This is a genomic window from Arthrobacter sp. TB 26 (assembly GCF_000427315.1).
Taxonomy (GTDB): Bacteria; Actinomycetota; Actinomycetes; order Actinomycetales; family Micrococcaceae; genus Arthrobacter.
The window spans coordinates 1-22,022 of the sequence record NZ_AUPJ01000307.1; the positions used below are offsets into that span (position 1 = coordinate 1).

Consider the following 22,022-nt stretch of genomic DNA (forward strand, 5'->3'; position numbering starts at 1 on the left):
GGCTCGCCACGCTCCGGGACCTTCTGGTCGCGCGCCTGGATACCTTACTGCCGGGCCGGGTCCACCTCCACGGCCACCCGGGCCGGCGGCTGCCCAACACCGCGAATCTGCGCATCGACTCCGTTCCCGGGCATGAGGTCCTCGCGGCCGCGCCGGAGATCGCTGCGTCCACCGGGTCAGCCTGTCACTCCGGCACGCACGAGCCTTCCCCTGTCCTGATGGCGATGGGCATCGGGCCCGGCGCCGCGCTCGGCGCCATCCGCCTGTCCCTCGGCCGCTGGACGAATGAGCAGGACGTCGCGGGCGCCGCCGACGCCATCGCCCGTGCGGTCCGAAACCTCGACGCACGCCGCTGAGCCGTGGCCGGGTTGCCTCCCGGGCGTGGGATTCTCCTGCTCCGGGCGGCGGCCACGACAGTACGAACACCCTGAAGCACGTGCGTTTCAGGCGAGCGGGTGATGATCTGTTGAGCGCATGCGGACTGCCACAAGGAGACCCGACAAGGCCGTCAGTCCTGCGACGACGCCGACGGCGGCCGGAATGCCGTAGGCGTCGGCGATGATCCCGGAGAGCAGGGCGCCGACAGCGAAGCCGCCGTCGCGCCAGAGCCGGTAGATCCCGACGGAGCGTGCACGCCATTCCGGGTGCGCGACGTCGCCGATGGCCGCGAGCAGCGTGGGGTACACCATTGCCGTGCCGAGGCCAAGGAGGACGGCGGCGGCCAGCCAGATCCCGAAGTCCTGGCCGACGGCGATCATTGCCAGGGCGGCGGCCTGGAGGAGCATGCCGCCCACGATCAGCCATTTCCGGCCGTATTTGTCCGACATTGCTCCGGTGACGAGTTGCGCGGCACCCCAGACGGCCGGGTAGACGGCGGCGAGGATGCCGATCTTCTCGATGGTCAGTCCGGCGGCGGCGAACAGGACAGGGAAAAGTCCCCAGGCGAGGCCGTCGTTGAGGTTGTTGACCATGCCGGCCTGGCTGACCGAGGACAGGGATTTGTCCCGGAAGCTGGTGAGGGTAAAGATTTCCCGGTTGCTCAGCTGTCCGTGGGCGTTGGCGTGGGCGGACGTGTGGTTGGCCGCTTCAAGCCGGGCGTGGCCCCGGGTTTCCTTCACGGCAAAGACTGACAGCCCGAGGCCCAGGGCGATGTAGGCGGCGCCGAGCAGGAACGGTCCGGGCCGCAATCCGTAAGTGGCGGCGATGTAGCCGGTGGCCAGGGCGGTACCGGCGACGCCCAGGTAGCCGGCCGCTTCGTTCAGGCCCATGGCGAAGCCGCGGCGCTCCGGGCCGACGAGGTCCATTTTCATCATGACGGTGGTGGACCAGGTGAGGCCCTGGCTGATGCCCAGGATCACGTTGGCCGCGACGATCCAGCCCCAGCTCGGCCCGAAGATCAGCATCAGCGGGACGGGCAGGGCGATGACCCAGCCGGCGACCAGAACGGGTTTGCGGCCGTAGCGGTCTGAGAGGGTGCCGGCGAAGTAATTGGTGGCGGCCTTGGCGAGGCCGAAGGCCAGGATGTAGGTCAGCGCGGACGTGTAGAGGTCGAGGTGGAAGACCTGTCCGGCCAGCAGCGGGAGGACGGTGCGTTCCTGGCCCAGGGTGCCGCCGACGAGGGCGTTGACGGCGACGAGGAGCATGAACTGGGCCAGGTTCTGCCGCAGGCCCAGCGTGAGGCCGGTGCGGCCTGGGTTTCCGGTGGTGGTGCTGTGGTTGCTCATTTGGCGGTCGCCAGATCCGTACCGGTTTCGACGTTGTTGCCGGTTGCTGCCGCCCAGTCGGCGGGTCCGCCGTTGAATACTGCGATGCCGGTGCGGCCGGATGCGGCGAGGATGCTCGCCCCGCCCATGGCGCGTTCGCCATGTCCGCACATGACGATGACCGGCCCGGCAGGTACAGCGGCGATGTTGTCGGCGAGGTAGCCGAGTTCGATGTTGACCGCACCCGGGACGTGCCCTGCCGCGTATTCACCGGACTGGCGGATATCGAGGACTGTTTCCCCGGCCTGCAGGCGTTCGATCATTTGCCCGGGCTCGAGCAGGGCCACTTCTTCCGTGCCGGTGTGTGCCCGGGTCCAGGCGGGGTAGCCGCCGTCCAGTTCCCCGGCAAGGGTGTCGAATCCGACCTTAGCGGCGGCGGTGGCGATGTCGGCCGGGTCCTGTTCCGGGGAACGGACGATGACGACGGGCCGGTCCGGGGTGGCGAGCCATCCGAGCCAGGTGGCGAAGACCGGACGGAAAGGGATCGAGAGGGAGCCGGGGACGTGGCCGGCGCCGTAGTCTGCCGGTTGGCGGGCGTCGATGACCTGCGCACCGTCCGCGATGAGCGCCGCAACGGCAGTCGCGGACAGGGGCGCGAGGCGGGGCTGTTCGTGCAGGACGGCCGGGCCGCGCTTGTTGATTTCCCCCAGCCGGAGGAAGTACTCGGGAAAGGTCCCCAGCGTTCCCAGCAGGGCATCGACGAAGGCGTCTTCGCCCTCGACCTGCAGCAGCGGGTTGGTGGCGCGTTCGGCGCCGATGGTGGTGACCCGGTCACCGCTGCCGCCGGCGGAGCAGAAGGAGCCGGCCCCGTGAGTGGGCCAGACGGGGGTGGTGTCAGGGAAATCCATCAAGCGCTGCAGAGACCGGTACTGTGCCCGGGCCAGGGGTACCGTCATGTCCGGGCTGACCAGGTCGGTGCGACCCGCGGTGCCCACCATCAGGGACCCGCCCGTGAAGATTCCGGCCAGGTCCCCGCCTTCCAGCAGCAGGTACGAGAGGTGCTCGGGAGAGTGCCCCGGGGTGTGCAGGGCCTGCAGGGTGAAGCGCCCCATGTCAACGCTTTGCCCGTCGCTGAGCCCAGTGTGGGCGAAACCGCGGGGCCCGACCTCCGGGGCCAGCACGGTCGCGCCCTCAACCGCGGCGAGTTCGGCGACGCCGGAGATGAAATCGGCGTGCAAGTGGGTTTCCACCGCGTAAGCGATGCTCAGCCCGCGTCGGGACGCTTCGGCACGGACCTGACGCAGGTCACGCTCCGGATCCATGACCAGTGCACGGCCCTCACCGAGGTCGAGCAGGTACGTGGAGTTGCCCAGTCCCTCGTCCACGACGGGGATCAGATTCAAGGAGTCCATGACTGTTTTCCTTCCAGACCGGGGGTGAACCGGCGATATGCTGGTATTCCACCAAAGCATGGAATAGTATTAGTTCCAGTATTACATGGATCTTTGGAGGAGCAAGTGGTAAACAAGGCCAGGAAATCGGAACTCTTCGAAGAGTTCGCCAGGGTAGGCAAGGCCCTTGCCAACGGCAAGCGGCTGGAACTGCTGGATCTGCTCTCCCAGGGGGAACGGAGCGTGGAAACTCTCGCTGCTGCCGCCGGGCTGGGGCTCAGCACGGCCTCGGCCCACCTGCAGGCGCTGCGCCAGGCCGGGCTGGTGACGACCCGGCGGGAAGGCAACCGGATCCACTACGACCTCGCCGGCCCCGACATCCTCCGGCTCTACAGCCTGCTCCGGTCAGTCGCGCAGGAGCACGTGGCGGACGTCGAACCCAAACGCGTCGCCTACCTGGGATTGGAGGGCGCGCGGGCCGAAGAAGAGGAAGTCACGCGCGAAGAACTCCTCGCCCGCGCCGCTGCGGGAGCCGTGACGGTCCTCGACGTGCGCCCGGACGAGGAATACAGTGCCGCCCACATCCCGGGGGCCATCTCCATCCCGCTGGAGGAGCTCCCCGGGCGCCTCTCCGAGTTGCCCGGGGACCGGGAGATCGTGGCCTACTGCCGCGGCGCCTACTGCATCCTGGCCTACGAAGCCGTGGACCTGCTGCACTCCGCCGGCCGCCGGGCCCGGCGGCTGAATGAGGGAATGCTCGAATGGCGCCTCGGCGGCCTGCCGGTCGAAGCAGGGACGGCCGCCTAGCAAGTGGGCGGCAGGCGTCTCCATGACCAAGGACCCTGTTCGCTGGACGCTCAACGGGCAAAGGTGTAAGCAAGCAGCAGCCACAACTACAGAGAAAGGAGGTCCGGACATGATGTACGGATGGTACGGCGACGGGGGTATCGGCGGCTGGGTGGCCATGGCGCTGATAATGCTGCTGTTCTGGGGAGGCGTGGTGACGGTGGTGATCCTCCTGGTCCGCGGTGGACAGCCCGGCGCCTGGCGATCCTACGGGCCCCCTCACGATGACCCTGAGCGGATCCTCAACGAACGCTTCGCACGCGGGGAAATCGACGCAACCGAGTTCAATGAACGCCGCGCCGCTCTGAGAAGGAAGCCGTGAAAACCCTGTCCCACAAAGGGCAGATCCTGCTCGGTGCCATCGCGACCCTTGTCCTGACGGCCCTGTCCATGACGGCCATAGTATTTATGAACGGCGGGGCGGCGCCGGGCGGCTACGGGTATCCTGGAGCCTCCCGGTGCACGGCGCCAAGCCTCGCCGGCACCGTCATCAATGTCACGACCACTGACATGGGAGGCTCCATGATGGGCGGCGCCGGGATGATGCGTGGCAGCATGCAACTGACCGCCGACCGGGCCACCGTGACGCGCGGCGAGGTGTCCTTCTTGGTCACCAACACCGGCAATATCCCTCACGAAATGATGATCGTTCCGCTCGCAGACCCCCAGAGCGCAGGGACCCGTCCGGTCGGCCGGGACGGGAAAATCGACGAGACCGGCAGCCTGGCCGAGGCCGCCGCTACCTGCGCCGAAGGCGAAGGCAACGGCATCCTCCCGTCTGCGGCCGGATGGATCACCCTTGACCTGCCGCCCGGGCGATATGAACTGTTCTGCAATCTGCCGGGCCACTACTGGGCAGGGATGTATACCCAGCTCAGCGTCACCTAAACCCGCCGGTACGCATCAGAAGGCGAGGACCTTGTCCGCCGCCAAGGTCGCCGAACTCGTCCATCGTGGACCGCCTTGCCACTCAACAACAGACCCGAACCATCCTCGGAGATGACAGGTCCGCCGAACGCTTTGCTGAGCACCGTAAAGCCTTCGAGGCCCTCGGCGGCGGCTTGGCCCGCCAATATCCGGTACGAGAGCCTCGGCTGCCCCCAGCGCTCACACGGCGCCTCACTGGTCAAGGAGGGACGGGGTCACGCTGGATATTGGTGCCGCTCCCGATTGTCCCGCCGGGTCCGTCTTCGCCGTGCGTCAGTTTTCATTTGACGGTAGATCACTGTGGCCAGACGGCGTTGAGAGCGAAACCCGCCGCAGTCTGAGGAACCCGGCTGCCGACCCAAACTCCCTATCCCCCCGTTTAACAAGCAGGTCTCTTCCCGGAAATGCCGCCCTCACTGCTACCGGCCGACGCATCACGAGGTCGCTGTCCGCGGACGCGAAAAGGTGCCCGGGCATCAACAGCAGACCGCGCGAGCCGGATCGTTGTTACGAGCGGTTGCGCTCGTGAGGGACGGGGATTTTGCTGTTGGGTGCCCAGCGTGTCCCGTCCGACCAACCGTCCCACCCACTCGGCTGCTGGCCCACGACCCGGGTGCGGCACCAGCTCTGGACACGGTCCTCGTCCGGCCCGCACTTCCCCCAAACCCGGCCTGAGGGTGTGCCGACCGAGCCGCGCTCTGCCGTGCACCCATTGGTGCGACGGGCCACTGACCCGCCGGACCTGGGTATGGAGTTCGGCGGTTACCCGCCGGGAAGAAATGATGAACAGGAACTTGGGAGAGCGCGTAAACCGTGACAGCAGTAGCGAATGAAACAACTCTGGACGTTGACGTTGACGTCCGGTTCACCCCGGCCGGCACTCCCTTGGCTGTCCGGTTTGATGGCCGGATCTGGGCCGTGGCGGCCGATCCGGTGCACTGGTTCTCCCGGAACGCCTGGTGGGACACCCGGCGGACCGCGGCCGTCGGCAGCGGCGACCTGGTGAGCATCGAATATTGGAGGGTGCAGGTCCGGCTGGGGTCCAACTCAGCCCTGCGGACCTTTACGCTGCGCAGGAACCCGCTCTCCACCCGATGGCTGCTGGAAAGCATCAGCGACTAGGCATGCGGCCACAATGACCCCTCAAACGATCAGCGATCAGACCTGGGCCGGGATCCGGACCGAGTTCACGCTGCCGGCCCTCGTGCAAGTGCACCGCCGGCTCTCCGAATTGATGGAAGACCCGGAGCCGGTCATGCGCCAGCTGGTGCGGGTCTTCTTATCCGGACTACTGAGGGTGGACGTGTGCCCATGCAGCGAAGAGGAGTCCCCCCGCCCGGCATGCCGGATTACTCAGGACCGGCCGTTAAGCCTTTCGATGAACTCATCGGCCTGGGCCAAGTTCCGCGCCATCTTTGCCCTCTGATGGACGGCCCGCTCCAGGAATCCCGCCAGCGTCCCGGTTCGTTCAGGTTCCGCGCCCTCCGCGGTGGCAAGGAGGCCAAGGATCTCGGCCATTTCTTCCAATGAGAAACCCAGGGGCTTCATCTGCTTGATGACCATGAGGCGTTCGAAATCCTCTTCCGAGAACACCCTGAACCCGCCGTCCGTCCGCGCGGTGGCAGGGAGCAGCCCGACGTCGTCGTAGTGGCGGATGGTCCGCAGAGACAGTCCCGTCCGCTTCGCCAGTTCGCCGATGTGCATGGTGTTGGTGCTGCTGGTCTTAGCCGTCATCAGCGCCTCCGTCCTGTTCTGATTTAAACCCTACCATCACGTTAGGGTAGGGTTTAGGTAGTGGGGTGAGACCTTCAAGGCTAATTCCCCCTCTTCCCGGCGCGGCGCTGCGCCCCCTCATTCATTAGCAAAACGAAGCCGCAGACGCGCGTCTTCTTGACCATGAACGGAGCCAGAAATGGCCGTCACAAAAGCCGAACACCCGCCGGCGTTCACCCCTGAACAGCTTCAATCGGTCCGGGGAACCCTGATGTCGCCGCGCCGGCTCAAGACCGAGGTCCTCGCCGGGCTCGTCGTCGCGCTGGCCCTCATCCCCGAAGCCATCGCCTTCTCGATCATCGCCGGCGTCGACCCGCGGATCGGGCTGTTCGCGTCCTTCACCATGGCCGTCACCATCGCCTTCGTCGGCGGCCGCCCCGCGATGATCTCCGCGGCCACCGGTGCGATCGCCCTCGTGATCGCGCCGCTGGTGAAGTCCCACGGCGTGGACTACTTCATCGCCGCCGTCATCCTCGCCGGCGTCTTCCAGATCATCCTGGGCCTTTCCGGCGTCGCCAAGCTCATGCGGTTCATCCCGCGCTCGGTGATGGTGGGCTTCGTCAACGCCCTGGCCATCCTGATCTTTATGTCCCAGGTCCCCGAACTCCTCGGCGTCCCGTGGCTGGTCTACCCCCTTGTGGCTCTGGGCCTGGTCATTGTCTTTGGCCTGCCCAAGCTCACCAAGGTCGTACCTGCCCCGCTGGTAGCCATCGTGGTGCTGACCCTCATCACCGTGTTTGCGGCCGTCGCGGTTCCGACAGTGGGTGACAAGGGCGACCTGCCCGATTCCCTGCCGACGCTGTTCATCCCGAACGTGCCCTTCAGCCTCGAAACCCTGCAGATCATCTTCCCGTTCGCCCTCGCCATGGCCTTCGTCGGCCTGCTCGAGTCCCTCATGACGGCAAAGCTCGTCGACGACGTCACCGACACCCGCTCCCACAAGACCCGCGAGGCCTGGGGCCAGGGCGTGGCGAACATCGTCACCGGATTCTTTGGCGGCATGGGTGGCTGCGCAATGATCGGCCAGACCATGATCAACGTCAAAGCCTCCGGCGCCCGGACCCGGATCTCCACCTTCCTCGCCGGCGTCTTCCTGCTCATCCTGGTGGTGGCCCTGGGCGGCATCGTTTCCGTCATCCCCATGGCCGCCCTCGTGGCCGTGATGATCTTCGTGTCGGTCGCGACCTTCGACTGGCACAGCATCCGCCCCCGGACCCTGAAGATGATGCCCAAGAGCGAAACCATCGTCATGCTTGCCACCGTCATCGTCACCGTCGCCACCCACAACCTGGCCATCGGCGTCGGCGTGGGCGTGCTCGTGGCCATGGTGATGTTCGCGCGCAGGGTCGCCCACTTCGTCACCGTCGAACGGTCGGTCAAGACCCTCGGAGGCCACGAAACGGCCACCTACGTGGTCGACGGCGAACTGTTCTTCGCCTCTTCCAACGACCTCTACACCCAGTTCGAATATGCGCTGGACCCCGAGCACGTGGTCATCGATATGCACGCCTCCCACCTCTGGGACGCCTCGACCATCGCAGCGCTGGACGCCATCACCGAGAAGTACCACCACCACGGCAAGGACGTGAAGGTCATCGGGCTCAACGACGCAAGCGTCCTGATGCGCGAACGCCTCGGAGGCAAACTCGGCGCGGGCCACTGACCCGTCGATCACCGGCTGATCTGTGCTCCCGCAAGGCTTAAAAGTGCGGCCAGAAGTGAGTGCAGAAGACTTCTGAACCGCCACCACTTTCTGAGAGGTTCTGGCTAACCTGCGCATCCTGCTCGTCCGTCCGGTGATCATTTACTTGGGTTCCTTCATGTTCCGGACTCGCGGGGTTCCGAGTTCTACGATTGCTCGGTCGTGGGGGTTCTGCAGCTTATACATTTGCGCGAGTTTCATCTCGGCACTGTTGAGGGTGACGCGCAGTCCTTCGACGTCTCCGAGCCAGCCGTGTTGCTTGGCCTCTGCGATGCGATCCCGGAGGTTATCGATGATGTCCTGGAGCCTGTTGATCTGGCTGGGATCCGGATGGAGAAGGGCGCAGCGGAGGCAGGCGTGTTCGTGTTGGCAGCCTGTGCCGTAGGCGCGTCCGCAGCTGCCCAGGCTGAGTTTACGTTGCACGAAATGGGCTTCGAATTCGTCCCATTCGGCGGCGGTTGGTTCGCGGTATTCTTCGGTGGGCCGAATGACCCGTCGCTTTTCGATGAAGGTGCGGTGGTGCCGGATGACGTCCCTGGGATAAATCGCTGCGTATCCCTGAGTCGTCGCCAGACTGGCATGGCCCATCAGCACCTGCACGATATGTGGAGGCAGGCCGCTGGCAAGTGCCTCGGTCGCGAAGATGCGACGGAAATCGTGCGGGGTGAACCTCACCTCGGCCCCGCTGACCTTGATATGCGCGCGTCCCGCCAAGTCATTGAGCAGCGTGGAGACGGTGGCCGTCGTCATCACGTTCGGGGGTCCGGCGCCACGGCGGCGGACGAACAGGTGCGGAAGAGGTGAGCTCAGCACTTTCTCAGCTGAGTCCCATCGCTGTGTCAGCGGTGCACCACCCGTGTCCTTGGTGATACGAGAAAGCACTCGGTAGAGCACGTGCACGAGCTCGGGGCCTGCCACCATCAGACGCTCTGTGTCGGTCTTGCTCGGAGCAAAGTGCAGCAGCGGTATGGTCTCCCCGGTCGCTTGAACCTTATAGGGCTGGATGCTCATGTGCACCAACTCGAGGACTTCTTCGATCCGTGCACCGGTGTGTCGAAGTGTCTCAACAAGCGCCCAAGTCCAGAAGGCGTTGTCCTCGTCGAAGGACAGGTCCCGGTCCTTTCCGTTGCGCCGAATCCGCACATGCGCATGTTCACTGCTCTGGAAGACTTCCCAAGCCTCGCCGTCCACGTCGATGGTTTGGCCGGCGCCGGCCGTGGTGGCATCCGCCAGCGTTGCTTCTGCTGCGCGGAGGGCCTGTTCGGCAGCCTCCACCAGACGGGGCAACACGGGAGCCAGTTCACGGGTGCGCTGTTGCATCGTTGCGATGGTCGCGCGCCGGTGCTTCACGTAACCACGGGTTTCCGCGAAGGTTATAGGGCTTGGGGCGGCCCATTGCGCCCAGAAGGCATCTTCGAGTGCCCATTGGCTGATGTCGAGATAGAACGCCCGGACGGAGAAGAAGACGCTGTAAACTTCCCGGCGCGGCGAGCCGTCGGCTTTGACTTTGACCCTGGCTTTCCAGCCCGCAGCCTGCTTCGGAGTCAGTGCGAAGTCGCGTTGGCCAGGGTAGTGCTTAACGATGTCGGCGAAGAAGAGGCCGGCCAGATACCTGCCCAAAGCACAGAGCGAGGCGTAGTCGAGGCCAGCCGACCGGACCTGAAGATAGCGGATGAGTGGTTCCCGGCAGGGGCCGGTGATGTCGTAGTAGTCGACCATCTCATCCACCGTTTTCGGTCCGACGCGGAGCCGTGTGGGCATGGTCCCGGAATCGTGTCTGATCCATCCCAGCCCGTGCAGCACGGGCCATACGGCGGTCAGCCCGCTGCGGCTGACGTCGATCAGCTTCCCGGGAAGCTGGGTAGTCAGGTCGAGGATGTCTTCGGCTGTGAGCTGGCGGATCGATTTGCCTGTATGGGCCTGAATGCGACCTAAGGTGAGGATCCCGCTAGTGGCCTGGGCCGGTGAAGCCTTCGCATGGACGAGGGCTTTTTCGAGTTCAGCTGTGTGGGCGGGATCCCGGAACCGGCTGAGTGCTTTCCAGAAGGCAAAGCGCTGACCCGCGAGCCACCGGTGGGACGGGCGCATGACGTCCAGAGCCAGCAGCGGTCCCATCGCCGCATTGAGTCCTTCGACCTCGTTGCGATTCTTCGTGTTCTTGCTTGAACCGCCGGCTATTCTGAGCCGCCACGTCAGAGCGTCATGCCCGACCTGGCCCTCGAACAGCGCCCAGCGCTCCTGCCAGGTGTCACCCGGCAACTGCCTCAAATGACCGAGTAAGCGCCTAATGCGCGCCCTGTGCTCATGCACCTGTGGCCAGTACGGGCTGCAGTCCTCAAGACGGTTGATGATGTCCTCAATGCTGGCGCTGGTCAGCGGTCCAGAAGGGACGGGCGGCAGTGCAGGCGGTTGTTGTTCCTCTGGTGGCGGAGTGTGGTCATTCCAGCTTCGTCGTGCGGTCTGGATCTTATTGACGGGCGGCGTTGTCACTGGTTCCCCCAAAGCACGCGCAACTCATCGGGGTTATAGGGCTGACCGGCCGGTGAACTGTCAGCGGCAGGGGAAGTCCTGCTGCTCAGATGGGTCCGGTAATGCTCGATGACTTCCTCCATATGCGGAACCGCATAGACCGTGGTCGTAGTCAGCGACTGGTGACCCAGTAACTCCTGGACTTCGTGAAGGCCCATCCCGCCCTCGAGCGCTCGGATCGCGAACGTGTGCCGCAGATCGTGCAGCGTCCAGTTCGAACCGAGCAGGTCGTTGCAGCGTCTCAGTACGGCGCGCATGGCTTCGTAGGTCAGAGGACGGGGCTCGCCCCGCAGCGTGAGCCAAACCGGTTCATCCGGGCCGGCGACGCCTCCTTCGAGCTGATAGAGCCGAAGCCACACGAAAGCATCAGGAGCAGCGGGCAACCATTGCAGCTGGCCACCTTTGCGGAAAACGCCGATCAGCTGGTCACCCACGTTGACCCGGTCACCCGTGATCCCGAGCAGCTCACTCGCCCGCGCACCGCTGCTGACATAAAACGCCACCAACGCCCGGTCCCTGTTGGACCGCAAACGGCGAAACAGATCGTTGAACTTTCCATCCGGGATTGATCTTGGCACCCGGTGCGCCTCGCGCTGACGCAAGGGTTGTCGCCGCACCAAGGCAAACTCCCGCTGAGGATCATGATGCGCATGGGATCGCCCACGGCGCAGCTCGAAAGGATTCACGATGGGCCCGTCACCCATCCGAAGCTGGAAAGCGTAAAACTCCTTACACACCGTCGTCGTGTGATTGATCGTCGAGGGTGAGTAACGCATTCCGAGATGCCTCTTTCCCGTGACAAGGTTCCGGCTCCCCCGCCGCTGCGGGACGTTACGATTCCCGACGAACTTCTCGGCTTGGCGTGCCCACAACACGAAGTCGCGCGCTTCAAGGGACGTTGCCTGCTCCCAGCTGACCCCGACGGCCCACAAAAATCGAAGGAACCGAAGCAACGACAAGGCATAGGTTCGTACCGTCTGAGGCGAACGGTCCGACGCTGCCAGCTCAAGCAGATACTCCGTGGCAGGAGCGAACTCCTCGCCCATCGCGTCGAGGACCACGAACCCAGGAACACCGGAGCGAGGAATCACCCGTCCAACGTTCGCGACAGTCAGACCCTCCGCTCGATGCCTATCCCAACTGCGATCCGAGAGATCCATGACCAAAAGCATGACTCTGAAGGAGCTCGTCCAGGCCGGCGACACGCGCCGTGAACCGTCAACTTAGTCCGGTAAACAGATCATCGCAGACGGGACCTTCTGTCCGGGTTTCCAGTTCCTCCCCGGCGGGCAGCTCCGCCCGCAGGTCGTTGAGCTTTTTCGGAGGGCGATGGAACTGGACATCCCGCATGTCTGTGAGTCTTGACAGTGGCTGGTCTGGGACTGGCTGGCAGGATGGGTGCAGGCCTTCCGCCCCGTGGATGCGACTCACCGCACAACTGACCCGCATGGTGTCTTTAAGTAGATTTGTCGGTCCATTGGGGTGGTCCGGCCGGCACCTGTCCGGCCCACCTCGGTAGCTTGATCAGAAGATTGTCCACCCCTTGCGGGGCGTGACCCATCACAGTGCTGTTCCTTGGTGACCTCTACCCGGACTGGTACCGGCCGGCGACGGCCATGACCATGTCCGTGAAGAGGAAAGGTACCAATGACTGCCATGTCTATCGTCGCGCATACCCATCCATTTGTCGTCGGTGTCGACACGCACGCCCGCAACCACGTCTACGCGATCCTCTCCGCAAATACCGGCGCCTTGCTGGAATCTCGGGATTTCCCTGCCACTGGGGCCGGGATCAACCGGGCAATCGACTGGGTCGCCCGCCGCACCGCTGGTAGTGCCGATACTCTCTGGGTGATCGAAGGTGCCGCATCCTACGGGGCGATCCTAGCCGGCACTGTAGCCAGCCACGGCTTCCCTGTGGCCGAGGCACCGCGCATGGATGCCAGGAAGCGCCGTGGAGTGGGCAAGACCGATGCCCTGGACGCCCACCAGATCGCCATCTCGACCCTGCCCCTACCGGTGGACAAGCTGCGCCGCCCCCGCCTGCATGACGGGATCCGCCAAAGCGTGAGGATTCTGGTTACGGCGCGGGGATCCATGAGCAAGGACCGCACCCGGTCGATCAATGCTCTCAACGCCCTGGTGCGCGGTAATGACCTGGGCATCGACGGGCGGAAGAAGCTCACCAGCACCCAAGTCACTGAGGTCTCAAAGTGGCGGTCCCGGGAGGAAGAGCTCTCCTTGTCCATCGCCCGCACCGAGGCCGTGCGGCTGGCTAGACACGTCCTGCTTCTCGATGAGCAGCTCACAGCCAACGAGAACCAGCTCGATGAGTTGGTCAAGGTCAGTGAGGCCGCACCCTTGCTGGAGGAGACAGGGTTCGCAGCGATCAGCGCCGCGAAGTGCCTCGCTGCATGGTCACACGAAGGAAGAGTCCGTAACGAGGCGGCTTTCGCCTCCCTGGCCGGGGTGAATCCCATACCCGCATCATCCGGGAACACGGTCAGACACCGACTGAACCGGGGCGGAGACAGGTCCCTGAACAGTGCCTTGCACATGGTCGCGGTCACCAAAATGACCCATGACGCCAAAACCCGCGAGTATGCCGAGAAACGACGCGCCCAAGGGCGAACCAACAAGGAAATACGCCGCTGCATCAAGCGCTACCTCGCCCGCCACATCTACCGCACGCTCAACGCCTCAGCAACAGCAACAGCAACGCCTTGACAGACATAGAAGAGTCTACTTCACGGTCTGGATGGTCACGCCGTCCAGGGATCTTGCCGGCTCCCGCCCCGTTGACCACCTGAAAGGTAACCCCGCTCCCCTGCTTCGTGCGCTGGAATCCTACCGCTGGCGCTAGCACTGGCTCTTGACCGTGCCGGCGGGGTGCGTAGCGTTGGCCCATGGGACTCATCTACGACAACCCGGACCTGGCAGCCCTGACACTGACGCGGCTCGCCGCGGAAGAATCCGAAGGCCCCGGCGCGCTGGAAGGGCGCATGCTCAACTATCTGGACGGTCTGGAACAGCGCAACGGCACCGCCTATCTGGAGCTGGTGGCCATCACCCTCGCCCGGGTCCACTTCAAATCCCTGGACGACCTGGCCCGGGCCACCGGCGCCGATTCTCATGCGTTGTTGGATGCCGCCGAGGTAGAGGCGCTGGAAGGCCTCGATGGCGGGTGCTAGAACGCCGTCCGGATCGGTGCTGCCGGCGGGNCCCGCCGCTGAAGCTGGCCCTGGCCCGGGTCGTCACGAGGCTGCCACGGGCTGGGGCGTTGCCCGGGAGTCTGTCCTATGAGCCCAAGTGGGATGGATACCGCTGCGTAGTGGTCCACGACGATGCCGGGGTGAGCCTGTGGTCCCGGCAGGGCAAGGAGCTCACCCGGTACTTCCCCGAACTCACGGCAGCCCTCGCATCAGAGGTCCCGCCCGGGTGCGTGGTCGACGGCGAAGCCGTGATCTGGGCCGGGGGCAGGCTGAACTTCTCCGCCTTGCAGCAACGCCTGGGCGCCGGCCCGAAGACTCTCCCCGGACTGGTGCGGCAGGCGCCGGCCAGTTACGTGGCCTTCGATGTTCTGGCCGTGGCCGCACAAGATGCACGGGCACTGCCGCTAAGTCAGCGGCGGGCGCTCCTGGAAGAACTGGCCCGCGGGTGGGCGCCTCCGCTGACCCTCTCCCCCGCCACCACCGATCCGGACGAGGCGGCCAGATGGTTTGAAGACCTGCCCCACACCGGGATCGAGGGACTGGTCATCAAAGGCAGCGACCAGCCCTACACGCCAGGTGCCCGTTCCTGGCTGAAACTCAAGCACCGCGAAACCGTGGAAATCATCTGCGGGGCAGTCATCGGGCCGATCACCGAACCCAGGGAGGTCGTGGCCGGGCTGGTCCTGGACGGGGAGCTGCGGATCGTCGGCAGATCCACACCCTTGAAGACGGCAGCTGCGCGGGAACTGGCGAGGTGGCTGCAACCGCCCCGCGGCGCCCACCCCTGGCCCGCGACGGTGAAGGGCACCACCCTGGACAGGTTCAACCGCGACAAGGGCCCGGTTGCGCTGACGCTGGTGGAGCCTTTGGCTGTGGAAGTCTCCGCCGATACGGCTTGGTCAGGCAGGTCCTTCCGTCACCCGCTCCGCGTCCTGCGTGCAAGGCCGGAACTGTCCCCCGCGGAGATCACCCTGCCCGACATGCTACGACCACGTGGCCGGGCGCCAGCGAACACAGTAGAGCAGTGATTAGGTGGCCGGCTCGATGAGTTCCGGGCCGTTGTTGCGCACGCTGTTGACGCGGTCGGTGACCACCCGGGGCGTCAGCACCGGTTCCGGGACGGCGTCGAGCATCTCCTGCACCTTTTCCTTGTCCGTGGTGTCCGGGTCCAGCCACCGGGCGTACATGCTGGGCGGAATGATGACGGGAGCCCGGTCATGGACGTGGCCGAGAGAATCATGGGCCGTGGTCGTCAGTACTGTGCAGCTGAGCAGCCACCGGTGGGGGTCATCCTCGGGAAGGGACGGGTCCGGCCAGAACTCGTACAGCCCGGCAAATGCCAGCACATCATCCTCTTCGGAATAGAGGTAATTCGGGATCTTCTTCCCGTCCTCGGTCTTCTGCCACTCGTAATAACCCTCCGCAGGAACCAGCGCACGGCGTTTGAAGGCGGCCCTGCGGAACGACGGCTTGTCCAGGATCGACTCACTCCGGGCGTTGATGAGCCGCGAACTGATCTTAATGTCCTTGGCCCAGGACGGAACCAGACCCCACCGGGCAATCAACAGCCGCCGGTCCACGGAATCCTCGTCCAGCCGCTCCGCGATGATGGGCACGTCCTGGGTCGGGGCCACGTTCCAGCTGGGCGGCGGCGGGCTGCCCTCGACCTCTCTGGCCTCGAAGTGGCTGAGGAGATCCCCGGTGGCCTTGGACATCACGTATCTGCCGCACATGGATTCATTGTGCCCCACGTCGCATTGAACGGAAGGCGAACCCGGGTGCGGCAAGATGTTCCCATGGGTTCTAACACTTTCGAGCAGCTGCTCGACCGTCTCTACTTCTCCGCCAAAAATGAACGGGACAAGGGCACGAAGTTCGAGCGGCTGTTCAAGCGGTATCTGCAGTTGGAACCCAAGTACTCGGATCAGTTCTCCGACGTGTGGCTATGGGATGAGTGGCCGGACCGCAAAGGGCAGGTGGATACGGGAATCGATCTGGTCGCGAAGGACCGCTACACCGGGGAACTGACTGCGATCCAGTGCAAGTTCTATGACCCGCAACGGACACTGGATAAGAAGCAGATCGATTCGTTTTTCACGGCCGCCGGCAAGGTCGACTTCTCCTACGGTCTGGTCGTTTCCACCACGGACAAGTGGTCCAAGCACGCCGAGACCGCACTGGAGGGCCAGTCGAAGCCGATGACCCGGTTACGCTTGCAGGATCTGGCGGATTCGACCATTGACTGGGCCGAGTTTGATCTGGACCGCCCCGAGGAAATGCGGCAGATCGACCACAAGGAACTGCGCAAATATCAGCGCGAGGCGATCACCGATGTGATCACTGGATTCCATGGCTCTGACCGAGGAAAACTGATCATGGCCTGCGGCACGGGCAAAACCTACACCTCGTTGAAGATCGTCGAGGAAATGGTCCCGGTCGGCGGTACCGCCCTGTTCCTGGTGCCCTCCATCGCCTTGCTGCAGCAGACGCTGAACGAGTGGACGGCCCAGGCCACCGTCCCGTTGCGGCCGCTGGCGGTGTGCTCGGACACGAAGGTCGGCCGCCGCGAACACGAGGACGTGTCCGTGCACGATCTGGCGTTTCCTGCCACCACGGACCCGCAGAAACTCTTCTACCGGACGAGCATCAGCACCGGGCAGGAAGCTGTCACTGTGGTGTTCTCCACCTACCAGTCGATCGACGTGATCGCCCAGGCGCAGGCCCTCGGACTGCCTGACTTTGATGTGATTCTGTGCGATGAGGCACACCGGACCACGGGGATCACGGAGGCCGAGCATGATGACTCGGCGTTCGTGCGTGTCCACGACCAGGAGTACTTGCGTGCCAAGAAGCGTCTGTATATGACGGCGACGCCGCGGATCTATGTGCAGGATTCGAAGGCGAAGGCGGCCGAGAACGATGTTGCCGTTTACTCCATGGACGATGTGGCAGTTTACGGGCCGGAATTCCACCACCTGGGCTTCGGTAAAGCTGTAGAGATGGGTCACCTCGCCGACTACAAAGTCCTTGTCCTGGCAGTGGACCAGGACGCCGTGTCCCGCTCCTTCCAAGGCTTGTTCCAAGAAAACGGAGACCTGTCCCTGGATGACGCTGCCCGCATTGTGGGCTGCTGGAACGGGCTGTCCAAGCGCGGCGTCAACGGTGAGCGTCTCTCCATCGGCGATACGTCCCCGATGAACCGGGCGGTGGCTTTCGCCCGGAACATCAAGGAATCCAAGAAACTGGCCGAACAGTTCGAACTCATCGGGCGGCAACTGCTGGTCGAAGATGACGACGCGTTGAAGCTGGAAGCCGAACATGTCGACGGCACGTTCAATGTTCTCGAACGCTCCGCAAAACTGGACTGGCTGCAGGATGAGACAAAGGGGAATGTGTGCCGGATCCTGTCCAACGCCAAATGCCTCACCGAAGGCGTGGACGTCCCGTCCCTGGATGCGGTGCTGTTCCTGAACCCCCGCAACTCCCAGGTCGACGTGGTGCAGGCTGTGGGACGTGTGATGCGCCGCTCAGAAGGCAAAGAGTACGGCTACATCATCCTGCCGATCGCGGTTCCGGCCTCCGAAGACCCGGAAACCGCGCTGAACGACAACAAGAAGTACAAGGTTGTCTGGGATGTGCTCCAGGCATTGCGCGCCCATGATGACCGGTTCGAAGCGATGATCAACAAGCTGGACCTGAACGGCAACACGAACGACAAGATCGATATCATCACCGTCGCCGACCCCTTCGGACAAGGAGACGGCCCGGGTGAGATGCCCGGTTCCTCGGATAGGCCGGGAACCGAGGCCTTGTTCCATATGGCCAATGCAGACGAGTGGCGCAACGCGATCTTCGCCCGCATGGTCCGCAAGGTCGGGGACCGCCGCTACTGGGAACAGTGGGCCGAAGACGTCAAGGGGATCGCGGACCGGCACATCATCCGGATCCGCACCATCCTCGATGGCCCCGATGCCCGGGTGCGTGACGAATTCGCAGGCTTCCTAGAGGGCTTGCGCGGGAACCTGAACGCCTCCATCAGCGAGTCCGACGCCATCGACATGCTATCCCAGCACCTCATCACCAAACCCGTGTTCGAGGCGTTGTTCGAAGACTATTCCTTCGCCGCCCACAACCCCGTCTCCCAGGTCATGGATTCCATGGTCACGGTGCTCGAGCAGTACAACCTGGACTCCGAAGTCCAGAACCTCGAAGACTTCTACCGCTCCGTGCGGGTGAAGGCCGAAGGCGTCAACACCGCCGAAGGCAAACAGAAGATCATCACCGAGCTCTACGAGAAGTTCTTCAAGCTCGCCTTCCCCCGCACCGCCGAATCCCTGGGCATCGTCTACACCCCCGTCGAGGTCGTCGACTTCATACTCCGCGCCGTCGACGACGTCCTGAAAAAGGAGTTCGGGGTTTCTATATCTGATGAAGGCGTCCACGTACTGGACCCGTTCACCGGCACGGGTACCTTCGTCGTGCGACTGTTGCAATCAGGGTTGATCAAACCCGAAGATCTGCTGCGAAAATACACCCAAGAGCTGCACGCCAACGAGCTGCTGCTCATGGCCTACTACATTGCGGCCATCAACATCGAAGCCACGTTCCACGGCATCCTCGCCGAACATGCCATCGAACAGGGCCTGGACGCCAACACGGTCGGCTATGAATCATTCGACGGGATCGTGCTCACCGATACGTTCCAAATGACTGAAGACGGCGACACCCTTGATGAGCACGTCTTCACCAACAACAGCGACCGAGTGGTCAAGCAGAACGCGCTCGACATCAGGGTCATCATAGGCAACCCGCCCTACTCCGTCGGCCAGTCCAGCGGCAACGACAACAACGCGAACCTCAAGTACCCCACTCTGGACGAGTCCATCCGTGGGACGTACGTGGAGCGATCCACGGCGACCAACAAGAACTCGCTCTACGACTCCTACATCCGTGCCATCCGCTGGGCCTCAAACCGTGTGCTGAACTCCGAACACGGCGGAGTGGTCTGCTACGTCTCCAATGGCGGGTACATCGACGGCAACACCGCAGACGGACTCCGCAAGACCCTCACCGGCGAATTTCACGAGATCTATATCTACAACCTGCGTGGGAACCAGCGCACTGCCGGCGAGCAAAGCCGCAAGGAAGGCGGCAAGATTTTCGATGCGGGAAGCCGTGCCACGGTTGCCATCCTGCTCCTCGTCAAGCGCCCCGGCCCCGTGACGGAATGCCGACTTAGTTACCGGGACATCGGGGACTACCTCGACCGCAAACAAAAACTCGCCATCATCGATGAAGCCACGCTAAACACGATTCCCTGGGAACAGCTCACTCCCAACGCGGAGGGCGACTGGATCAACCACCGCAACGACCTCTTCGAAACCTTCACCCCCCTCGGATCCAAAGACTCCACCGAACCGGGGATCTTTAGGACATACTCGCGTGGGTTGGCTAGCGCACGCGACGCCTGGGTCTACAACTCCTCCGGGGAGAAGCTCCGCCATAACGTCGAATCCATGGTCGACTTCTACAACAGCGAAGTCGACCGTTACACCGCCGACGGCAACGCCAAACCGGTCGACGAGTTCATCAACCTCGACTCCAAAAAGATGAGCTGGAACCGCGCCGATAAGGTTCAGCTCAAGCGCGGCACCAAGTACTCCGCGGACAAAGACGGCTACCGGGTAAGCACTTATCGTCCGTTCAACAAACAACATGTCCAATTCAACCGGCAACTCAACGACATGGTCTACAAACTGCCGGTCCTGTTCCCAACCGCTGTCGTCGACAACTTCGGCTTCGTGATCACGTCTCCCTCATCGCACTATCCGACGTTCGAAGCCCTGATGATCGATGGTCTGCCAGATCTTCACACACTGGATACCGGACAATTCTTCCCCCGCTACACCTACGCCATGCCGGTACAGGGCGCCGATTTGTTCGCCGAACTGGCAGCCGCGTCACCAGACGCTGGACCGCAGCGTATCGACAACGTGACAGACGAAGCCCTAGCCGAGTATCGGGGGGTGTACGGATTCGAAGTGTCCAAGGACGATATTTTCTACTACGTCTATGGCCTTCTGCACTCGCCGGAATACCGTGAGCGATTCGCTGCAGACCTCAAGAAAATGCTTCCGCGCATACCCAAAGTCCCAGGCGCCGAGCGCTTCCACTCCTTCGCTGATGCCGGCCGCCAGCTGACAGCTCTACATATCGGCTACGACGAGCTCGATCCGTTTCCGCTGACGGAACGTCAGACTGGGCTACCTCTCGACAGCGATGATTACGTGAAGTACACCGTGGGCAAGATGAAGTACGGCGGTAAGGCAGGCTTCTGGGACAAGACCCGCATTATCTACAACGGACACGTCACGCTGGAAGGGATCCCCGCCGCGGCCCACGCGTACAGGCTCGGTTCGCGCTCGGCCCTGGACTGGATCCTTGAGAGATACCAGGTCAAGACCGATAAGGCATCCGGCATTGTCAACGACCCCAACGACTGGTCACGCGAGCACCGGCAGCCGCGCTACATCATCGATCTAATTGCCAAGATCGTGACCGTAAGCCTTGAAACTGAGCTCATCATAGGTGCCCTTCCCGAGATCGGGCTGTGACGAGATTGACGAGCCATTCCAAGGCGCTGAAGCACCAGTCCGTTAAAACGTGGATGGGGGCTGCCGTGGTAAGCGTCGGCCGTGGACTTCAGGCCAAGACACCCCAGTCTCACTGGACATTACTGTCAGACCCCGAAACTAGGCTGTGATCAACTACTGACGGGAATGGGCAGCCTTTGGAACTTGATCAGCTACTGGATTCGGCGTATCAGCGGACAGCTGACCTATTTGAGCGGATGCCCAAGGTGGAGTACAAGACCTCCCTCGACTTGGAGAATCTTCCTGTAGACGCGAAGACTTGGCACCGTTTGGATGATTTGGTGGCCGTTTTCTTTGATCTGAAGTCCTCAACCAATCTGGAAAAGGGCCGCCGCCCAGCCAGCACGGCCAGCATTTACGACGCTGGAGTGGGCGGTGTGGTCAAGATTTTGGAAGCGTTCGACGCGGATTTTGTCGATATCCAAGGAGATGGCGGATTCGGGCTCTTCTGGGGGGAAGCGCGCTACGAGCGGGCTATGTGTGCAGGTATTTCCATACGGACCTTCAGCACAGACTTCACGCAAAAGCTGGAGCACAAGTGGCCGGAGGCGCCGTCTACTGGGTTCAAAGTTGGAATCGCAAGTGGCTCCATCTTGGTGAAAAAGGTGGGTTTGCCGCGGCACCTAGACCTGCAAGAGCCCGTGTGGGCAGGCAGACCGGTCAATTATGCGGCAAAAGCGGCCCAGCAAACTGATCCAGAGCACATCCTGGTTACTGGAAGCGTGTGGGACGAGATAGAGGACAATGACTTCCTCGCGTTCTCGTGCGGCTGCTCAGATGGCAAGCCGGACGCAGTATCGCCAAGTCTTCTGTGGGAGGAACGAACTCTAGACAAAATTCCGGACGACGAGCGGTTTGGCCAGGCGTTGAATAGTGGCTGGTGCACGATTCATGGTGAAGAGTTCTGCACCGCAATTCTTGCCGGCGAAACGAAGAGAGCGGGCGTTATGGAGAAAGCACTCCATAGCCGAAACCTGCTGGCTTCTGGCTCGGTTGAAAAGAACGAGGCCAGCAAGCGACGCAGGCGAGCACGGGAAGAGTTCAGGACGGAGTTCACGCAGGAACGCTTCCGACAGCTCCGGTCCTTGCTCGACGAGCTGTCACGCTGACATTCAAACGTACCCAACGGCCCCCGCCGAACAGGTCAGCGGGAGGCCGGTTACCACGATCGCTGTGCAACGCCGCATATGATCAGGCATGCGCCTCCGATGCCGCCGCGGAACAGGGAACGTTGGACCCACTCATGTTTCTGCCAGGCTATGTCTCCCATGACCGTTATTTGACGC

At 63.3% G+C, this 22,022-nt stretch carries 16 protein-coding genes and 1 pseudogene; 11 read left to right on the forward strand and 6 right to left on the reverse strand.

What is annotated here, in order from left to right:
* Positions 1–356, forward strand: a pseudogene (locus K789_RS25435) (cysteine desulfurase); the annotation flags it as partial.
* Positions 357–443: 87 nt separating this feature from the next.
* Here K789_RS25435 and K789_RS0111030 read toward each other — a convergent pair.
* Both K789_RS0111030 and K789_RS0111035 read right to left on the reverse strand, forming a co-directional pair.
* On the reverse strand, positions 444–1,724 hold the full coding sequence (locus tag K789_RS0111030) for an MFS transporter (RefSeq protein ID WP_024366809.1): 1,281 nt from the start codon (positions 1,722–1,724) through the stop codon (positions 444–446).
* Positions 1,721–3,115: an MBL fold metallo-hydrolase gene (locus K789_RS0111035; RefSeq protein ID WP_024366810.1), complete on the reverse strand. Its 1,395-nt coding sequence runs from the start codon at positions 3,113–3,115 to the stop codon at positions 1,721–1,723. The genes K789_RS0111030 and K789_RS0111035 overlap by 4 nt, the downstream gene beginning before the upstream one ends.
* A 105-nt stretch (positions 3,116–3,220) precedes the next feature.
* On the opposite strand from K789_RS0111035, the gene K789_RS0111040 reads away from it, so the two are divergent.
* From K789_RS0111040 to K789_RS0111055, 4 genes are all read left to right on the forward strand, one after another.
* Positions 3,221–3,901 carry an ArsR/SmtB family transcription factor gene (locus tag K789_RS0111040; protein WP_024366811.1) on the forward strand — a complete coding sequence of 227 codons (681 nt, stop codon included), beginning with the start codon at positions 3,221–3,223 and terminating at the stop codon, positions 3,899–3,901.
* A 109-nt stretch (positions 3,902–4,010) separates the two neighbouring features.
* Positions 4,011–4,262 (forward strand): SHOCT domain-containing protein, encoded by a 252-nt coding sequence (locus tag K789_RS0111045; protein WP_024366812.1) that lies wholly within the window; start codon positions 4,011–4,013, stop codon positions 4,260–4,262.
* Positions 4,259–4,828 carry a sulfocyanin-like copper-binding protein gene (locus K789_RS0111050; protein ID WP_024366813.1) on the forward strand — a complete coding sequence of 190 codons (570 nt, stop codon included), beginning with the start codon at positions 4,259–4,261 and terminating at the stop codon, positions 4,826–4,828. Before K789_RS0111045 ends, K789_RS0111050 begins: the two co-directional genes overlap by 4 nt.
* Positions 4,829–5,680: 852 nt before the next feature.
* The gene (locus K789_RS0111055) at positions 5,681–5,989 is read left to right on the forward strand and encodes a hypothetical protein (protein ID WP_024366814.1); all 309 of its coding nucleotides are present in this window, start codon (positions 5,681–5,683) and stop codon (positions 5,987–5,989) included.
* A gap of 231 nt (positions 5,990–6,220) precedes the next feature.
* On the opposite strand, the gene K789_RS0111060 is transcribed toward K789_RS0111055, so the two are convergent.
* Positions 6,221–6,601 carry a MerR family transcriptional regulator gene (locus K789_RS0111060; protein WP_024366815.1) on the reverse strand — a complete coding sequence of 127 codons (381 nt, stop codon included), beginning with the start codon at positions 6,599–6,601 and terminating at the stop codon, positions 6,221–6,223.
* Positions 6,602–6,779: 178 nt separating this feature from the next.
* Between K789_RS0111060 and K789_RS0111065 the strand changes: the two genes are divergently transcribed.
* On the forward strand, positions 6,780–8,303 hold the full coding sequence (locus K789_RS0111065; protein WP_024366816.1) for a SulP family inorganic anion transporter: 1,524 nt from the start codon (positions 6,780–6,782) through the stop codon (positions 8,301–8,303).
* Between the two features lie 141 nt (positions 8,304–8,444).
* On the opposite strand, the gene K789_RS0111070 is transcribed toward K789_RS0111065, so the two are convergent.
* Positions 8,445–10,832, reverse strand: a complete 2,388-nt coding sequence (locus tag K789_RS0111070; RefSeq protein WP_084507456.1) for a tyrosine-type recombinase/integrase — start codon at positions 10,830–10,832, stop codon at positions 8,445–8,447.
* Positions 10,829–12,031 carry a tyrosine-type recombinase/integrase gene (locus K789_RS0111075; RefSeq protein WP_029704883.1) on the reverse strand — a complete coding sequence of 401 codons (1,203 nt, stop codon included), beginning with the start codon at positions 12,029–12,031 and terminating at the stop codon, positions 10,829–10,831. The genes K789_RS0111070 and K789_RS0111075 overlap by 4 nt, the downstream gene beginning before the upstream one ends.
* 487 nt (positions 12,032–12,518) lie before the next feature.
* Between K789_RS0111075 and K789_RS0111080 the strand changes: the two genes are divergently transcribed.
* The 3 genes from K789_RS0111080 (at position 12,519) to K789_RS0111090 (ending at position 15,111) form a co-directional block, all read left to right on the forward strand.
* On the forward strand, positions 12,519–13,598 hold the full coding sequence (locus tag K789_RS0111080; protein WP_084507459.1) for an IS110 family transposase: 1,080 nt from the start codon (positions 12,519–12,521) through the stop codon (positions 13,596–13,598).
* Positions 13,599–13,777: 179 nt separating this feature from the next.
* A complete protein-coding gene (locus K789_RS0111085) occupies positions 13,778–14,062 on the forward strand; it encodes a hypothetical protein (protein ID WP_024366820.1) in 285 nt (94 codons plus the stop codon).
* Positions 14,056–15,111: an ATP-dependent DNA ligase gene (locus K789_RS0111090; protein WP_306376542.1), complete on the forward strand. Its 1,056-nt coding sequence runs from the start codon at positions 14,056–14,058 to the stop codon at positions 15,109–15,111. The genes K789_RS0111085 and K789_RS0111090 overlap by 7 nt, the downstream gene beginning before the upstream one ends.
* Here K789_RS0111090 and K789_RS0111095 read toward each other — a convergent pair whose 3' ends face one another.
* The gene (locus K789_RS0111095) at positions 15,112–15,816 is read right to left on the reverse strand and encodes an SOS response-associated peptidase (RefSeq protein ID WP_029704885.1); all 705 of its coding nucleotides are present in this window, start codon (positions 15,814–15,816) and stop codon (positions 15,112–15,114) included. It abuts the gene before it with no gap.
* A gap of 63 nt (positions 15,817–15,879) precedes the next feature.
* Here K789_RS0111095 and K789_RS0111100 point away from each other — a divergent pair, with 63 nt between their 5' ends.
* Both K789_RS0111100 and K789_RS25645 read left to right on the forward strand, forming a co-directional pair.
* Positions 15,880–20,697, forward strand: a complete 4,818-nt coding sequence (locus K789_RS0111100) for a DEAD/DEAH box helicase (protein ID WP_024366823.1) — start codon at positions 15,880–15,882, stop codon at positions 20,695–20,697.
* A 176-nt stretch (positions 20,698–20,873) separates the two neighbouring features.
* Positions 20,874–21,845: a hypothetical protein gene (locus K789_RS25645; RefSeq protein ID WP_024366824.1), complete on the forward strand. Its 972-nt coding sequence runs from the start codon at positions 20,874–20,876 to the stop codon at positions 21,843–21,845.
* Positions 21,846–22,022: the final 177 nt, after the last annotated feature.

What these genes read in the sequence shown, in the direction of transcription:
- K789_RS0111030 (WP_024366809.1), bottom strand. Translation starts at nt 1,724, where the DNA reads ATGAGCAACCACAGCACCACCACCGGAAACCCAGGCCGCACCGGCCTC.
- K789_RS0111035 (WP_024366810.1), bottom strand. Translation starts at nt 3,115, where the DNA reads ATGGACTCCTTGAATCTGATCCCCGTCGTGGACGAGGGACTGGGCAAC.
- K789_RS0111045 (WP_024366812.1), top strand. Translation starts at nt 4,011, where the DNA reads ATGATGTACGGATGGTACGGCGACGGGGGTATCGGCGGCTGGGTGGCC.
- K789_RS0111060 (WP_024366815.1), bottom strand. Translation starts at nt 6,601, where the DNA reads ATGACGGCTAAGACCAGCAGCACCAACACCATGCACATCGGCGAACTG.
- K789_RS0111065 (WP_024366816.1), top strand. Translation starts at nt 6,780, where the DNA reads ATGGCCGTCACAAAAGCCGAACACCCGCCGGCGTTCACCCCTGAACAG.
- K789_RS0111075 (WP_029704883.1), bottom strand. Translation starts at nt 12,031, where the DNA reads ATGGATCTCTCGGATCGCAGTTGGGATAGGCATCGAGCGGAGGGTCTG.
- K789_RS0111080 (WP_084507459.1), top strand. Translation starts at nt 12,519, where the DNA reads ATGACTGCCATGTCTATCGTCGCGCATACCCATCCATTTGTCGTCGGT.
- K789_RS0111085 (WP_024366820.1), top strand. Translation starts at nt 13,778, where the DNA reads ATGGGACTCATCTACGACAACCCGGACCTGGCAGCCCTGACACTGACG.
- K789_RS0111095 (WP_029704885.1), bottom strand. Translation starts at nt 15,816, where the DNA reads ATGTGCGGCAGATACGTGATGTCCAAGGCCACCGGGGATCTCCTCAGC.
- K789_RS0111100 (WP_024366823.1), top strand. Translation starts at nt 15,880, where the DNA reads ATGGGTTCTAACACTTTCGAGCAGCTGCTCGACCGTCTCTACTTCTCC.